17 protein-coding genes are annotated in these 15,492 nt (G+C 69.1%); 12 read left to right on the top strand and 5 right to left on the bottom strand.

The features are described from left to right. The first annotated feature begins 3 nt into the window (after positions 1–3). Positions 4–819 carry a type III pantothenate kinase gene (locus tag MCHLDSM_RS02235; RefSeq protein ID WP_048468683.1) on the top strand — a complete coding sequence of 272 codons (816 nt, stop codon included), beginning with the start codon at positions 4–6 and terminating at the stop codon, positions 817–819. Here MCHLDSM_RS02235 and MCHLDSM_RS02230 read toward each other — a convergent pair whose 3' ends face one another. Beyond that, complete coding sequence (locus MCHLDSM_RS02230; protein WP_048468682.1) at positions 820–2,043, bottom strand: alanine racemase; 1,224 nt, start codon at positions 2,041–2,043, stop codon at positions 820–822. A 50-nt stretch (positions 2,044–2,093) separates the two neighbouring features. Here MCHLDSM_RS02230 and lysS point away from each other — a divergent pair, with 50 nt between their 5' ends. The 6 genes from lysS (at position 2,094) to MCHLDSM_RS02200 (ending at position 8,652) form a co-directional block, all read left to right on the top strand. Beyond that, positions 2,094–3,608 carry a lysine--tRNA ligase gene (gene lysS, locus MCHLDSM_RS02225; protein WP_048468742.1) on the top strand — a complete coding sequence of 505 codons (1,515 nt, stop codon included), beginning with the start codon at positions 2,094–2,096 and terminating at the stop codon, positions 3,606–3,608. 115 nt (positions 3,609–3,723) lie between these two features. Then, complete coding sequence (gene lsr2 / locus MCHLDSM_RS02220) at positions 3,724–4,065, top strand: histone-like nucleoid-structuring protein Lsr2 (RefSeq protein ID WP_048418605.1); 342 nt, start codon at positions 3,724–3,726, stop codon at positions 4,063–4,065. A gap of 276 nt (positions 4,066–4,341) precedes the next feature. Beyond that, positions 4,342–6,885 carry an ATP-dependent protease ATP-binding subunit ClpC gene (gene clpC1 / locus MCHLDSM_RS02215; RefSeq protein ID WP_048468681.1) on the top strand — a complete coding sequence of 848 codons (2,544 nt, stop codon included), beginning with the start codon at positions 4,342–4,344 and terminating at the stop codon, positions 6,883–6,885. Positions 6,886–7,070: 185 nt separating this feature from the next. Further along, positions 7,071–7,286, top strand: coding sequence for a CbtB domain-containing protein (locus MCHLDSM_RS02210; RefSeq protein WP_048468741.1), 216 nt, complete (start codon positions 7,071–7,073; stop codon positions 7,284–7,286). 26 nt (positions 7,287–7,312) lie between these two features. Continuing rightward, on the top strand, positions 7,313–8,104 hold the full coding sequence (locus tag MCHLDSM_RS02205; protein WP_048468680.1) for a CbtA family protein: 792 nt from the start codon (positions 7,313–7,315) through the stop codon (positions 8,102–8,104). Beyond that, positions 8,101–8,652, top strand: coding sequence for a histidine phosphatase family protein (locus MCHLDSM_RS02200; protein WP_048468679.1), 552 nt, complete (start codon positions 8,101–8,103; stop codon positions 8,650–8,652). Before MCHLDSM_RS02205 ends, MCHLDSM_RS02200 begins: the two co-directional genes overlap by 4 nt. A 1-nt stretch (position 8,653) precedes the next feature. On the opposite strand, the gene MCHLDSM_RS02195 is transcribed toward MCHLDSM_RS02200, so the two are convergent. Together MCHLDSM_RS02195 and mhuD are read right to left on the bottom strand one after the other, a co-directional pair. After that, positions 8,654–9,970, bottom strand: coding sequence for a serine hydrolase (locus MCHLDSM_RS02195; protein WP_048468678.1), 1,317 nt, complete (start codon positions 9,968–9,970; stop codon positions 8,654–8,656). Positions 9,971–9,992: 22 nt separating this feature from the next. Beyond that, on the bottom strand, positions 9,993–10,334 hold the full coding sequence (mhuD, locus tag MCHLDSM_RS02190) for a mycobilin-forming heme oxygenase MhuD (RefSeq protein WP_048468677.1): 342 nt from the start codon (positions 10,332–10,334) through the stop codon (positions 9,993–9,995). Positions 10,335–10,373: 39 nt separating this feature from the next. On the opposite strand from mhuD, the gene MCHLDSM_RS02185 reads away from it, so the two are divergent. Beyond that, complete coding sequence (locus MCHLDSM_RS02185; protein WP_048468676.1) at positions 10,374–11,138, top strand: alpha/beta fold hydrolase; 765 nt, start codon at positions 10,374–10,376, stop codon at positions 11,136–11,138. On the opposite strand, the gene MCHLDSM_RS02180 is transcribed toward MCHLDSM_RS02185, so the two are convergent. After that, positions 11,112–11,366: a hypothetical protein gene (locus MCHLDSM_RS02180; RefSeq protein WP_048468675.1), complete on the bottom strand. Its 255-nt coding sequence runs from the start codon at positions 11,364–11,366 to the stop codon at positions 11,112–11,114. The genes MCHLDSM_RS02185 and MCHLDSM_RS02180 overlap by 27 nt on opposite strands. Before the next feature lie 72 nt (positions 11,367–11,438). Here MCHLDSM_RS02180 and MCHLDSM_RS02175 point away from each other — a divergent pair, with 72 nt between their 5' ends. Continuing rightward, the gene (locus MCHLDSM_RS02175; RefSeq protein WP_048468674.1) at positions 11,439–12,419 is read left to right on the top strand and encodes a helix-turn-helix domain-containing protein; all 981 of its coding nucleotides are present in this window, start codon (positions 11,439–11,441) and stop codon (positions 12,417–12,419) included. Between the two features lie 84 nt (positions 12,420–12,503). After that, positions 12,504–13,058 (top strand): dTDP-4-dehydrorhamnose 3,5-epimerase, encoded by a 555-nt coding sequence (rfbC, locus tag MCHLDSM_RS02170; RefSeq protein ID WP_048468673.1) that lies wholly within the window; start codon positions 12,504–12,506, stop codon positions 13,056–13,058. Between the two features lie 54 nt (positions 13,059–13,112). Here the strand turns inward: rfbC and MCHLDSM_RS02165 are convergent, their stop codons facing one another. Then, a complete protein-coding gene (locus MCHLDSM_RS02165) occupies positions 13,113–14,036 on the bottom strand; it encodes an iron-sulfur binding domain-containing protein (protein ID WP_048468672.1) in 924 nt (307 codons plus the stop codon). Between MCHLDSM_RS02165 and MCHLDSM_RS02160 the strand changes: the two genes are divergently transcribed. After that, complete coding sequence (locus tag MCHLDSM_RS02160) at positions 14,035–14,655, top strand: carbonic anhydrase (RefSeq protein ID WP_048418581.1); 621 nt, start codon at positions 14,035–14,037, stop codon at positions 14,653–14,655. The genes MCHLDSM_RS02165 and MCHLDSM_RS02160 overlap by 2 nt on opposite strands. 59 nt (positions 14,656–14,714) lie before the next feature. Next, positions 14,715–15,491 (top strand): hypothetical protein, encoded by a 777-nt coding sequence (locus MCHLDSM_RS02155; RefSeq protein ID WP_201780352.1) that lies wholly within the window; start codon positions 14,715–14,717, stop codon positions 15,489–15,491. Position 15,492 lies beyond the last annotated feature (1 nt).

Genomic DNA, 15,492 nt, shown 5'->3' with positions numbered 1-15,492 from the left:
GCGGTGCTCCTTGCGATCGACGTCCGTAACACCCACACCGTCGTCGGCCTGATCTCCGGCACCGGCGACCACGCCAAGGTGGTGTCGCACTGGCGGATCCGCACCGAATCCGAGGTCACCGCCGACGAGCTCGCGCTGACCATCGACGGGTTGATCGGTGACGACGCCGAGCGGCTCACCGGCGCGGCGGGCCTGTCGACGGTGCCATCGGTGCTCCACGAGGTTCGGGTGATGCTCGAGCAGTACTGGCCTTCGGTGCCGCACGTGCTGATCGAACCCGGTGTGCGCACCGGGATCCCGCTGCTGGTCGACAACCCCAAGGAGGTCGGGGCCGACCGCATCGTCAATTGCCTTGCCGCGTACCAGAAGTACGGCACGGCCGCGATCGTCGTCGACTTCGGGTCGTCGATCTGCGTGGACGTCGTGTCGGCCCGGGGCGAGTTCCTCGGCGGTGCGATCGCCCCCGGCGTGCAGGTGTCCTCGGACGCCGCAGCCGCCCGGTCGGCGGCCCTGCGGCGCGTCGAGCTGACCCGGCCGCGCTCGGTGGTCGGCAAGAACACCGTCGAATGCATGCAGGCCGGTGCGGTGTTCGGGTTCGCCGGCCTGGTGGACGGTCTGGTCAGCCGGGTGCGCGAGGACGTCGAGGGTTTCGGCGGCGACGACGTCGCGGTGGTGGCCACCGGCCACACCGCGCCGCTGGTGCTGCCCGATCTGCGGACCGTCGAACACTACGACCGGCACCTGACGCTGGACGGGCTGCGGCTGGTGTTCGAACGCAACCGTGACGGTCAGCGGGGCAAGCTCAAGCAGGCCCGCTAGTCAGAAGTACGTCCGGATCAGGTCGACGACGCGGTCCCCGGCGTCGAGCACGGGGATCAGCCGCCACTTGTCGAACACGGTGCAGGGGTGCGAGATCCCGAACCGCAGCCACTGTCCGACGTCGGCGCTGTCGAAGCCGCCGAGCCGCAGATTGGCGTGCTGGTCGTACAGCGTGGTCAGCGCGCTGCCGGGCAGATCGAGCGGCACCGGCAGCCCCTGGTCGAATCCGACGTCACGCCGGCCCATCGCGACCACCGCCAGCTCCGGTTCCGGCCGGGACACCACCGCCGCGCGCACCTCGAACGCGGGCCGCAGCGCGTCGCCACCGTCCCGGGTCAGCGGCGACGTCCGCTGGTAGATCCCGTGATCGTGGGTCAGGTAGCACCCACTGCGCAGCACCGTGCGCACCGGGAGGTCGCCGGCCCACCCGGTCAGCGCGTCGGCGACGGCGTCGAAGTAGGTGCTCCCGCCCGCGCTGACCATCATCGACTCGGTCTGTACCAGCGGCGCCAGCCCGATCGCCGTCGCGCGCAGCAGCCGCAGGTGCTCGGCCACCACATCCTGTTCCTGCGGCGCCAGCGTCTGGCCGACGGCCGCCTCGTATCCGGCGACGCCCGCCAGCCGCAGCCGCGGGGAGGCGGCGACGGCACGGGCGACGGCGTCGATCTCGGCGCGGTCGCGGCAGCCGCTGCGGCCGCCGGGAATCCCCACCTCGACGCACACGTCGACCGGGCGGCTCGTGCCGGCCAGCCCCGCCGTCATCAGCTCCACGCCGCGCACCGAGTCCACCCAGCACGTGAACGTCAGCTGCGGGTCGGAGTCCAGCTCGGCGCCCACCCAGGCCAGCCCGGCGCGGTCCACGAGTTCGCCCGCCAGGACCAGCGACGCCACCCCGAAGGCCCGGTAGACCGCGGCCTGCGCCACGGTGGCGACGGTGATCGCACTTGCGCCCGCCGCGAGCTGGCGGTCGGCCAGCTGCGGCGCCATGTGCGTCTTGCCGTGTGGAGCCAACTCCACACCGCGCTGTCGGCACCACGCCGCCATCGTCTCGAGGTTGTGCGTCAGCGCCTCGGCGCGCAGCACGCAGACCGGGCCGGGGGCGTCGTCGTCGGACCACCGGGGTCCCTCGGCGACGATCTCGGCGGCCGTGCGACCCCACCACTGCACCGGGACGCCCTTGAAGCGCCAGTCCAGCGGCTCGTCGGCAGCTGCGGGCACGGTCATCCGTTCATTTAAGCTGGCACGTCGTGACCGACGAATCCGGCAACGCAGATCTGGCCAGCGGCAACTCCGAGGACATCCCCGACGACATCCCCGAGCAGTTCCGGATCCGTCAGGCGAAGCGCCAGAAGTTGCTCGACGAGGGTCGCGAGCCCTACCCCGTCGAGGTGGCGCGCACCCACACCCTCGCCGAGGTGCGCCAGGCGTTCCCCGCGCTCGCCGCCGACGAGACCACCGGCACGCTGGTCGGGGTGTCGGGCCGGGTCATCTTCGCCCGTAACTCCGGCAAGCTGTGCTTCGCGACGTTGCAGGAGGGCGACGGCACTCAGCTGCAGGCGATGATCAGCCTGGACCGCGTCGGCCAGGAATCACTCGACGCGTGGAAGGCCGACGTCGATCTCGGCGACATCGTGTTCGTGCACGGGGAGGTCATCAGTTCGCGGCGCGGCGAATTGTCTGTGCTGGCCGACTCCTGGCAAATCGCGTCCAAGTCGTTGCGGCCGCTGCCGGTGGCGCACAAGGAGATGAGCGAAGAGGCACGGGTGCGGCAGCGCTACGTGGATCTCATCGTGCGCCCCGAGGCGCGCACCATCGCCCGCCAGCGCATCGCGGTCGTGCGGGCCGTGCGCTCGGCGCTGGAGCGGCGGGGCTTCCTCGAGGTCGAGACCCCGATGCTGCAGACGCTGGCCGGCGGCGCGGCGGCGCGTCCGTTCGTCACCCACTCCAATGCGCTCGACGCGGATCTTTATCTGCGCATTGCCCCGGAACTTTTTCTCAAGCGTTGCGTCGTCGGCGGTTTCGACCGGGTTTTCGAGTTGAATCGCGTGTTCCGAAACGAAGGCGCCGATTCCACCCATTCCCCCGAATTCGCGATGCTGGAGACTTATCAGGCCTACGGTACGTACGACGATTCCGCGAAGGTGACGCGAGAACTCATCCAGGAGGTCGCCGACGAGGCGATCGGCACGCGCCAGGTGACTTTGCCCGACGGAAGTGTCTACGACCTCGACGGCGAATGGGACAGCATCGGAATGTATCCGTCTTTGTCCGAAGCGCTCGGGGAGGAGATCACGCCGCAGACTTCCGCCGAACGGCTCTGGCAGATCGCCGACCGACTCGGTGTCGAGATTCCCCGTGATCGCGGATATGGGCACGGGAAATTGGTGGAGGAACTGTGGGAGCACGCGGTCGGCGACACTTTGTGGGCGCCGACATTCGTCCGCGACTTCCCGGTGGAGACCACACCGCTGACCCGCGAGCATCGCAGTATCGACGGCGTCACCGAAAAATGGGATCTCTACATTCGTCACATCGAACTCGCGACCGGCTATTCCGAACTCATCGATCCGGTGATCCAGCGGGAAAGGTTCGAGGCCCAAGCGCGCGCCGCGGCCGCGGGCGATGACGAAGCAATGGCTCTCGACGAGGATTTCCTGTCCGCGCTCGAGTACGGTATGCCCCCGACAACGGGTACCGGAATGGGCATCGACCGCCTGCTCATGGCGTTGACAGGGCTGTCCATTAGGGAGACGGTTTTGTTCCCGATTGTTCGTCGGCACGGCTACTGAACCGCCGCGATTGTCGCGTTGTTGAATGGATTGCCCATTTATGGCAGATTGATGCCGGGGATTGGGAGCCTAGCGAGCATTTGTGTCGCGCAGCGCGTACAGAAGGGCACTGGCCATGGCCAAGAAAGTCACCGTCACCCTCGTCGACGATTTCGACGGTGAAGGCGCCGCCGACGAGACCGTCGAATTCGGTCTCGACGGAGTGAGTTACGAGATCGACCTGTCCGCCAAGAACGCCGCCAAACTCCGCAACGATCTCAAGCAGTGGGTCGAGGCGGGCCGCCGGGTCGGTGGCCGTCGCCGCGGCCGCGCCGTCGGTACCGGCCGGGGTCGCGCCGCCATCGACCGCGAGCAGAGCGCGGCAATCAGGGAGTGGGCGCGCCGCAACGGTCACAACGTCTCCACTCGCGGCAGAATCCCCGCTGACGTCATCGACGCGTTCCACGAGGCAACGTAAGGCCTCGTTGCCGGCACACTTTCCGGGGTGATCGTTCGCTCGCGGCGAACTCACCCGGGTGCTCGGGACGAAACGAAATCCGGGCCCGACGCGTTGGTCTGGGCAGTGCCGGGTGGTCACCGCATCCGCGCCCGTTGCCATCGCCGGTTTCAGCCAGCGGTGAACCGGGGCGACAGGCGGGGCACCCGGGGCCGCCGCCCATTACAGTGGACGGCAGGTGCAGAGCACTTTCTCGTGCGTGTGCCTACCTATGCGATGGAGAGCAGGTAACCACGGATGTTCGAAAGATTCACCGACCGTGCACGTCGGGTTGTCGTCCTGGCCCAAGAAGAGGCCCGGATGCTCAATCACAACTACATCGGCACCGAGCACATCCTGCTGGGACTCATTCACGAGGGTGAGGGCGTGGCCGCCAAGTCACTCGAATCGCTGGGCATCTCCCTGGAGGGTGTGCGCAGCCAGGTCGAGGAGATCATCGGTCAGGGCCAGCAGGCGCCGTCCGGGCACATCCCCTTCACCCCGCGTGCGAAGAAGGTGCTGGAGCTGAGCCTGCGCGAGGCGCTGCAGCTCGGCCACAACTACATCGGCACCGAGCACATCCTGCTGGGCCTGATCCGCGAAGGCGAGGGTGTTGCCGCCCAGGTGCTGGTCAAGCTCGGCGCAGAACTGACCCGGGTGCGCCAGCAGGTCATCCAGCTGCTGAGCGGATACCAGGGCAAGGAGACCGCCGAAGCCGGCACCGGCGGGCGCGGCGGCGAGGCGGGCAACCCGTCGACGTCGCTGGTGCTCGACCAGTTCGGCCGCAACCTGACCGCCGCCGCGATGGAGGGCAAGCTCGACCCGGTCATCGGCCGCGAGAAGGAAATCGAGCGGGTCATGCAGGTGCTGAGCCGCCGCACCAAGAACAACCCGGTGCTGATCGGCGAGCCCGGCGTCGGTAAGACCGCCGTCGTCGAGGGGCTCGCGCAGGCGATCGTGCACGGCGACGTTCCCGAGACGCTCAAGGACAAGCAGCTCTACACCCTGGATCTGGGATCGCTGGTCGCGGGCAGCCGCTACCGCGGTGACTTCGAGGAGCGCCTGAAGAAGGTCCTCAAGGAGATCAACACCCGCGGCGACATCATCCTGTTCATCGACGAGCTGCACACGCTCGTCGGTGCCGGTGCCGCCGAGGGCGCGATCGATGCCGCGAGCATCCTCAAGCCGAAGCTGGCCCGCGGTGAGCTGCAGACCATCGGCGCGACCACCCTCGACGAGTACCGCAAGTACATCGAGAAGGACGCCGCGCTCGAGCGCCGGTTCCAGCCGGTGCAGGTCGGCGAGCCGACGGTGGCGCACACCATCGAGATCCTCAAGGGGCTGCGCGACCGGTACGAGGCACACCACCGCGTCTCGATCACCGACGGTGCGATCGCGGCGGCCGCGACCCTGGCCGACCGCTACATCAACGACCGCTTCCTCCCCGACAAGGCGATCGACCTGATCGACGAGGCCGGCGCACGGATGCGCATCCGCCGGATGACCGCGCCGCCGGACCTGCGCGAGTTCGACGAGAAGATCGCCGACGCGCGCCGGGAGAAGGAGTCCGCGATCGACGCGCAGGACTTCGAGAAGGCCGCGAACCTGCGCGACAAGGAGAAGCAGCTCGTCGCGCAGCGGGCCGAGCGTGAGAAGCAGTGGCGCTCAGGCGATCTCGACGTGGTCGCCGAGGTCGACGACGAGCAGATCGCCGAGGTGCTGGGCAACTGGACCGGTATCCCGGTGTTCAAGCTCACCGAGGAGGAGACCACACGGCTGCTCCGCATGGAGGACGAGCTGCACAAGCGGATCATCGGCCAGGAGGACGCCGTCAAGGCGGTCTCCAAAGCGATCCGCCGTACCCGTGCCGGTCTGAAGGACCCCAAGCGTCCGTCGGGCTCGTTCATCTTCGCCGGCCCGTCCGGTGTCGGTAAGACCGAGCTGTCCAAGGCGCTGGCCAACTTCCTGTTCGGCGACGACGACGCACTCATCCAGATCGACATGGGCGAGTTCCACGACCGCTTCACCGCCTCGCGCCTGTTCGGTGCCCCTCCCGGGTACGTCGGCTACGAGGAGGGCGGCCAGCTCACCGAGAAGGTGCGCCGCAAGCCGTTCAGCGTCGTGCTGTTCGACGAGATCGAGAAGGCCCACCAGGAGATCTACAACAGCCTCCTGCAGGTCCTCGAAGACGGCCGCCTCACCGACGGTCAGGGCCGCACGGTCGACTTCAAGAACACCGTGCTGATCTTCACCTCGAACCTCGGGACGTCCGACATCTCCAAGGCGGTGGGCCTCGGCTTCACCCAGGGTGGTGGCGAGAACAACTACGAGCGGATGAAGCAGAAGGTCAACGACGAGCTGAAGAAGCACTTCCGGCCGGAGTTCCTGAACCGTATCGACGACATCATCGTGTTCCACCAGCTGACGCAGGACGAGATCATCAAGATGGTCGACCTGATGATCGGCCGGGTCGGCAACCAGTTGCGGGCCAAGGACATGACGATGGAGCTGACGGATCGGGCCAAGGCTCTGCTGGCCAAGCGCGGCTTCGACCCGGTGCTGGGTGCCCGCCCGCTGCGGCGCACCATCCAGCGCGAGATCGAGGACCAGCTGTCGGAGAAGATCCTCTTCGAGGAGGTCGGACCCGGTCAGAACGTCACCGTCGACGTCGACAACTGGGACGGCGAGGGTCCCGGCGAGGACGCCGTGTTCACCTTCCAGGGTGGACCGAAGCGCTCCGAGACGCCGGAGCCGGACCTGGCCCAGGCCGGAGCGGCAGGCGCGCCGAGCGTCGCCGAATAACGCACGCACACGCCAAACGGGCGGTCACCTCACCGGTGGCCGCCCGTTTGTCATACGATCCCTTCTGTCATCGACGGACATCGGAATCTGGTGAGACTCCAGAACGGTCGCGCCACTGTGAACAGTCAGACCCGATGCCGTCGGCACCCGCCGACTGGGACGCGAAATCCCGGAAAGGACTCACCATGACCGCTCCTCACGCCCCCACCACACGCGCGAAGGCCATCGACTTCTCCGCCACCAAGGCGGTGCTCTGGCTGTCGCTGACGGCGTTCTTCGCGCTGCTGACGCTGTACTTCGTCGGCCTGGATCAGGGCGCCACGTCCGTGTTCGGCTCGAACACCGCCATTCACGAGTTCCTGCACGACGGGCGGCACCTGCTCGGCTTCCCCTGCCACTGACCCGGCGACCCAGGGGACAACCGAACATGGAGAAACAGATCATCGGGCGCGGCCTGCTGGCCGGCGCCGTCGCCGGTGTGCTGGCGTTTCTTTTCGCGCGGCTGTTCGTCGAGCCGCAGATCGACAAGGCCATCGCCTACGAGGACGGCATCGGCGCCGCGCACGAAGCGATGCAACACGGCGGACACAGCCACGGTGAGGCGGGCGGCGGTTTCAGCCGCGCCATCCAGGCCAACATCGGGATGGGTCTGGGTGTGCTGCTGTTCAGCGTCGCGATCGGCGCGCTGTTCGCCGTCGTCTTCGCGGTGGCCTACGGCCGGGTGGGCGACGTCTCCGCACGCCTGCTGGCGGTCTACGTCGCGGGCGGCATGCTGCTCAGCCTCTACGTCGTGCCGTTCCTGAAGTACCCGGCCAGCCCGCCGGCGCTCAGCCTGGACGAGACGATCCGCCAGCGCACGCTGCTCTACCTGCTGATGGTGGTGGTCTCGGCCGCGCTGCTGGTGGGTGCGGTGATCCTCGGGCGGCGACTGGCGGGGCGGCTCGGCGGGTGGAACGCCACGCTGGCGGCCGCCGGCGCGTACGTCGTCGCGGTCGCCGTGGTGATGCTGGCGTTGCCGACGGTCGACGAGACGCCGGGCCCGCTGGTCGACGACGCGGGCACGATCCTGTACGGCGGTTTCCCGGCCGACGTGCTCTACGAGTTCCGGCTCGCCTCGCTCGGCACGCAGGTCGTCGTCTACGCGACGATCGGACTGGTGTTCGCCGCGCTGGTGTCGCGTCTGCTCGGGGAGCGAAAGCAGGTCGTCTCCGCATCGTGAGTGAGGTCGTCCGGCTGACCTTCGTGTCACACGGCATGACCGACGCGATGGCGGCCGGACGATTTCCCACCGACGAACCGCTAAACGCACTGGGACGCAGGCAGGTCGGCGCGGGGATCGACCTGCGCGGCGCCGACCGCGCCTACTGCGGTCCGGAGGCGCGGACCATCCAGACCGCCGACCTGCTCGGCGCGCATCCGCAGATCGAACCCCGGCTCGCCGACCTGGACTGCGGACGGTGGCGCGGCGAGGTGCTGGGCCGGGTGCCGCCCGCCGAACTGGCGATCTGGCTCACCGACCCGGCGCAGGCGCCGCACGGCGGTGAGACCGTCGTCGACCTGATCGAGCGGGTCCGCGGCTGGATGGAATCACTGACCGCCGAGCGGATCCGGGTTCTCGCCGTCACCCACCCGGCGGTGATCCGCGCCGCGATGCTCGTCGTGATCGATGCGCCGCCGAAGTCGTTCTGGCGCATCGACATCGCACCGGTCAGTGCGACCGTGATGCACTTCCGCGGGCACGCCTGGACCCTGCACGCGCAGCCCTGAGCTACCGCGGCGCCACCATGCCGAACATCTGCCGGGCGATCGACAGCAGCCAGGACGCCGCGGTCGGGCTGCGGTACTGCGACCAGTTGGTCTGCATGCTGACCACCCAGCCCTGCCCGGTGCGGTCCACGGCGTACCAGCTGAACGTCAGATCGCCGGGCAGGTTGCCGGCCTTGGCCCCGATGTAGGGCCACAGCGTGCGGTCCAGGTCGATCCCGGGCACGACGGACAGGATGTCGTGCACCGGTGCGGCCTCGCCGGTCGCGTTGCGCTGCAGCGCGGCGTGCAGTCGGCAGATGTCGGCGGCGCTGGCGTACCACTCGGCGCCGATGTCCGAGGCCGGCATGTGGGTGCGCTGCGGGTCCGGCTCGTAGGGGCGGGCGTTGGTCTGCTGCAGCAGTTGCGCACGTCCCGCCGGCGTGGCCTGCTTCCACTGTTCGCGGAGGTTCGGTTCGCCCCAGCCCACCGAGAACATTTCGTGCATGGTCGGGAACGGCGTCATGCTCGCCGGGTCGTGATGGCCCGCGGCCACCAGGGCGCGCTCGATGGCGCCGGGGCCCATCCGCTCGATGAGCAGGTCGGTGGCCATGTTGTCGCTCGCGGAGATCATCTGCTGCGCGGCGTCACGCACCGTCACCGTCGCCCCCGGCGGCAGCTTGTCGAAGCCCGAGGACCCGACGGCCTTGGCCTCGGTCGTGATGGTCAGGGGATCGGTCCACGCGACCGTGTGGGCCTTGACCGCGTCGGACAGGGCGTAGAGCACGTACAGCTTGAAGATCGACGCGAGCGGCAGGGACATCTCGGTGTTGGTGCCGGCCACCTTCGTGCACCGGCCGTCGGTCACCTTGGCCACCTGATACGAGTACTTCGCGCCCGACTTCGTCAGCTCCCGGTCGACGTCGGGCCACGACGTGATCGGCGGCGGCACCAGCTCGGCAGAGAACCGGTCGACCATGCCGGCGTCGTCGGTGCGCAGTTCGATCGTCTGCGCCACCCCGTAGGACGTGAGCACGTGCAGAGTGGCGCTGCCGGCGCCGACGTCGATCTTGGTGACGGTGAACGGCCTGTCCCACCACATCCGGTCGAGCGTGACGCCCACGGCCTCGACGACCTGCGGGGCGGCCAGGGTGCGCACCCCGTTCTCCCCGATGGGCCAGTCGCTGTTGAGCATGTCCATGGTCTGTTTGGCGCGCAGACCCTGCGGGGTGTTGATCTGGATCGGGACGCCGTAGGCGGCGTCGGCCGGGGCGGGTCGGGTTCCGGTGCAGCCGCACGCCAGGGCTGCGACGGACAGCAGCGCGACCGCGCAGGCGGCCACTCGGCGTCGAGCCCCGGCGGCCCTACGCGTCGGTGCGGGTTCCTGCAACGTCGAGCACAACCTCGAACTCGAGCAGCGACGCGCCCTTGGACACCGGGTTGGCACGCTCACCGGCGTGCGCCTCGATGGCCGGTCCGCTGGCCCATGCCTGGAACGCCTCTTCGGACTCCCACTGCGTGACGACGAAGTACCGGTCCTCGCCCTTGATCGGGCGCAGCAGCTGGAAGCCGAGGAAACCGGCTTGGTTGTCGACGGCGTGGGCGCGGTGAGCGAACCGCTTCTCCAGTTCCGGGCCGGCGCCGGGCGGGACCTCGATCGCGTTGATCTTCACCACCGGTGTCGGCTTGTCGTTCTGCTCGGACATGGCGTTCAGGCTACCGCGTGGCCCCGGCATGATGACCCCATGGACCTGCTCACCGCCGTGGGCGGCAGTGGCCGCCCGCTGGTGCTGGTGCACGGGCTGATGGGCCGGGGCTCCACGTGGTCGCGGCAACTGCCGTGGTTGACCCGCTGGGGCCGGGTGCACGTCTACGACGCGCCGTGGCACCGCGGGCGCGACGTCCCCGACGATCAGCCGGTCTCGACCGAACGTTTCGTCGCCGATCTGGCCGACGCCGTCGCGTCGCTGGGGGAGCCGGCGATCATGATCGGCCACTCGATGGGCGGCCTGCACTCGTGGTGTCTGGCCGCGGCCCGGCCGGAACTGGTCGAGGCGGTGGTCGTCGAGGACATGGCGCCGGATTTCCGCGGCCGGACGACGGGGCCGTGGGAGCCGTGGGTGCACGCGCTGCCGGTCGAGTTCGGCGCCGAGGAGCAGGTCTATGCGGAGTTCGGCCCGGTCGCGGGGCGGTACTTCCTGGAGGCGTTCGACCGCACGGCGACGGGGTGGCGACTCCACGGGCACCCCGGCCGGTGGATCGAGATCGCGGCGGAATGGGGCACCCGCGACTACTGGGAGCAGTGGCGGGCGGTCGACGTGCCGGCGCTGCTGATCGAGGCCGGCAACTCGGTGACGCCGCCGGGCCAGATGGCCGAAATGGCGCGGGTGGGCAGGCGCACCACCTATGTGCAGGTGCCCGGGGCGGGTCATCTCGTGCACGACGACGCCCCGGGGAAATATCGGGACGCCGTCGAGACGTTTCTAACGACGTTCACCCGTGGCGCTTGAGCGCGGCCAGGACGGCTGACGTTCGAAGCGGGTCCGGATGGCGTCCACATCGTGCGCGACGCGGCAGAGGTCACGGTCGTCCTCGAAGAGGCGGCCCGCCAGCGGCGCGGCGAAGCGGAACTGCTCGCGGTGCAGCCGCAGCACGCCGGAGCGGTGAGCCGCCCAGGTCAGCGCGGCTGCGAGGGCGAACGGGAGGGACAGGATCAGGAAGGTCAGTGCAATGCTCATGGCAGTAATCGTGCGCCGACGAAATATCGTGCCAACAGTGGCAGAAGCGACATCCGTGGATAAGATGCTGCCATGACGATCCGCACGGTGGCGACGCTGGTCCTCGACGGACTGGCGGTGTTCGAGTTCGGCGTGATCTGCGAGGTGTTCGGCATCGACCGCTCCGCCGACGGGGTTCCCAACTTCGACTTCAAGGTGTGCGGCCCCGAGCCGGGTAAGCCGCTGCGCACCTCGGTCGGCGCGACGATCATCCCCGATCACGGCCTCGACGATCTCGTCGGCGCCGACCTCGTCGCCATTCCGGCGATCGGCGGTTCGGAGTATCTGCCCGAGGCGCTCGAAGCGATTCGCCGGGCCGCCGACTCCGGGTCGATCATCCTGACGGTGTGTTCGGGCGCGTTCGTCGCGGGCGCGGCCGGCCTGCTCGACGGACGGCCGTGCACCACCCACTGGATGCACGCCGACGAACTCGCGCGCATGTATCCGACCGCCAAGGTGGACCGCAACGTGCTGTTCGTCGACGACGGCAACCTGATCACCAGCGCGGGGACCGCAGCGGGTATCGACGCGTGCCTGCATCTGGTGCGGCGTGAGATGGGCAGCGAGATCACCAACAAGATCGCTCGGCGCATGGTGGTGCCGCCGCAGCGTGACGGCGGGCAGCGCCAGTACATCGACCAGCCGATCCCGGTGCGATGTTCGGAGCGCTTCGCCCCGCACCTGGACTGGATCCTGGCCAACCTGGACAAGCCGCACACCGTCACGTCGCTGGCGCGCCGGGCGCACATGTCCGGCCGCACGTTCGCGCGCCGCTTCGTCGAGGAGACCGGCCGCACGCCGATGCAGTGGGTCACCGATCAGCGCGTGCTCTTCGCCCGCCGGTTGCTCGAGGAGACCACGATGGACATCGACGGCATCGCCGACCAGTCGGGCTTCGGTAACGCCACGCTGCTGCGACACCACTTCCGCCGGATCATCGGCGTCACCCCGTCGGATTACCGGCGCCGATTCGCTTCTGCCGCAGCCGAATCCGAGTGCGCGGCGACGGCGTAGGAGCCGCATCGGCCGGGTTGGGCCGCGCCCCCGTACGATCGGTACTTTCGGACGGGGAAGAACCGGTCATGGCAGCATGGTTTCGTGCGCGTCGAAGAGACTGAGCTGGCTGACGTAGTTGTGATGGTGCCGAACCCATTCCGTGACGAACGTGGCTTGTTCACCCGGACGTTCGACGCCAAGATCTTCGACGACAACCTCGGGGAACCCGGCGCATCGGCGCGATTCGTCCAAGACTCCCAGTCGCGTTCCGGGCGCGGTGTGGTTCGAGGTATGCACGGTCGCGGCGGACGCGGCGAGGCGAAGCTCGTCCGATGTGCCCACGGTGCGGTCCACGACGTCGTCGTCGACATCCGACCGGATTCGCCCACGTTCGGGCGCTGGCAGGCGTTCCGGCTCGACGACGAGCAGTTCCGGCACCTCTACATCCCGCCGGGGTTCCTGCATGGTTTCCAATCCCTCACTCCCACAGCTGATGTGTGCTATCGCATCGACCGTCCACACGATCCGCGGGAGGACATCGCGGTCGCGCACGACGATCCGGATCTGGCGATCCAGTGGCCGCAACCCGTCACCACCGTGTCGTCCCGCGACGCCGCCGCGGGCACCTGGCAGCAGTTGCTCACTCATCTGCGCTGACCGACGCAACGACGCGTCGTGGATCAGCGGCGTGGCTGATGCAGGTGGCCGCCTTCAGACCGCGGACGGTGGTCTGACCTCGCCGCCCTCACCCGCCAGCGCGAACCGGCCGTCCTCGGTCTGTTCCACCAGACCGTCGACCAGCAGTGAGTCGAGGCAGCGGTCGCGCTGAGCGGTGTCGGTCGTCCACGCCACGTCGAGTTCGGCGCGGCTGACCGGAGATGTGCTGCCGCGCAACACATCCAGCAACCGGCCACGCACCTGCCGGTCGGTGCCGGCGTACTTCTGCACCTTGCGTGCCGGTCCGGTGCCTGCGGGGAAGCCCAGCGAACGCCACGTGCAGTGGCTCAGCGGGCACACGCCGCACTTCGGGGAGCGCGCCGTGCACACGGTCGCGCCCAGTTCCATCAGCGCCACCGAGAACGTCGGTGCGGTGTCGTCGTCGGGCAGCAGCGAGGCGACGTCGTCGAGGTCGCGCGTCGAGGCCGCGGCGGCGTCGTCGCGGCCGTGCACGGCGCGGGCCACCACCCGGCGCACGTTGGTGTCGACGACCGGCACCCGCTGCCGGTAGGCGAAGCAGGCCACCGCCCGGGCCGTGTAGGTGCCGATGCCCGGCAGCGACAGCAGCGTGTCGACGTCGTCGGGCACGACGTCGCCGTGCTCGGTGGCGATCACGGTCGCGCACTCGTGCAGCCGCTTGGCCCGGCGCGGGTAGCCGAGCTTGCCCCACGCCCGCAGCACGTCGGCCGCGCCGGCCGCCGCGGTCGCCGACGGCGTCGGCCAGCGGGCCACCCAGTCCAGCCAGATGGGCTCCACCCGCGCGACCGGCGTCTGCTGCAGCATGAACTCGCTGACCAGGATCTGCCATGCCGAGACGCCCGGCCGGCGCCACGGCAGATCCCGCTGCGCGGTGGCATACCAGTCCAGCAGCTCACCGGTGTCGATCATCGGTGCCGGCTCGGGCAGAATGTCCGCCATGCCGAACACGAATCCGTTGACCGCGTGGAAAGCACTCAAGGAGGGTAACGAGCGCTTCGTCGCGGGCAAGCCCGAGCATCCCAGCCAGAGCATCGAGCGTCGTGCCAGCCTGACCGCTGCCCAGAAGCCGACGGCGGTCGTCTTCGGCTGTGGTGACAGCCGGGTCGCGGCCGAGATCATCTTCGACCAGGGCCTCGGCGACATGTTCGTGGTGCGCACCGCCGGACACGTGATCGACAGCGCGGTGCTCGGGTCGATCGAATACGCGGTCGCCGTGCTCAACGTGCCACTCATCGTGGTGCTCGGGCACGACAGCTGCGGTGCGGTCGGGGCGACCCTGGCCGCGCTCGATGACGGCGCGGTACCCAGCGGCTACATCCGCGACATCGTCGAGCGGGTGACGCCGTCCATCCTGGTCGGCCGACGCGAGGGCCTCACCCGGGTCGACGAGTTCGAGGCCCGGCACGTCACCGAGACCGGCAAGCAGCTGCTCAGTCGCTCGACCACGATCGCCGACGCCGTGCGCGAGGGCCGGCTCGCGATCGCCGGGCTGACCTACCACCTGGCCGACGGCCAGGTGGTGCTGCGCGACCACATAGGCGACATCGGCGAGAACTGAAAGGCGACACGCCGGGCAACGTCGGACATGGTGTACTGACCTGCCCTTACCGTGATCTCGTGCTGGATCTAGAACCGCATGGCCCGCTGCCCCAACAGATCTATTGGCGACGCAGGGCCCTCGCGCTCGGCGTGGCCGTGCTCGTCATCGGCGTCATCGCCGCGGTGGTCGCGGTCGTCGTCATGAACAGCACCAGCAACGAGCAGCCCACCGCCAACGAGTCGCAGCAGACGCAGGCGGCCGCGCCGCCGACGCCGCTGCCCGGCGGAAACCCCGAGGTCAAGACCCCGATCCAGGCGCCGGCGCAGCAGGCCCCGCCGCCGACCGCCACGCCGACGGCCGCCGTCGTGCCCGCGCCGATCCTCAAGGAGGGCGACGACTGCCCCGACTCGACGCTGGCGGTCAAGGGCATCACCAACGAGCCGCAGTACGTCGTCGGCGACCAGCCGAAGTTCACGATGGTCGTCACCAACATCGGCCTGGTCGCCTGCCAGCGCGACGTGGGCGCCGCCGTGCTCGCGGCCTACGTCTACTCGCTGGACAACCAGCGACTGTGGTCGAACCTGGACTGCGCGCCGTCCAACGAGACGCTGATCAAGACCTTCCAGCCGGGTGAGCAGGTGACCACCGAGGTCACCTGGACCGGGATGGGTTCGGCGCCGAACTGCCCGCTGCCGCGTCAGCCGATCGGGCCGGGCACCTACAACCTGGTGGTCCAGCTGGGCAACCTGCGCTCGGCGACGGTGCCGTTCATCCTCGCCCAGCCGCAGCAGTTGCCGCCGGGTGCGCCGGGAGCGGTTCCGGCACCGGCGCCCGCGCCCGCACCGGGCGGCTGAG

Source organism: Mycolicibacterium chlorophenolicum (genome assembly GCF_001044235.1).
Taxonomy (GTDB): Bacteria; Actinomycetota; Actinomycetes; order Mycobacteriales; family Mycobacteriaceae; genus Mycobacterium; species Mycobacterium chlorophenolicum.
Note: the sequence above shows the minus strand (reverse complement) of the source record. Positions and strands in the feature narration are given on the sequence as shown.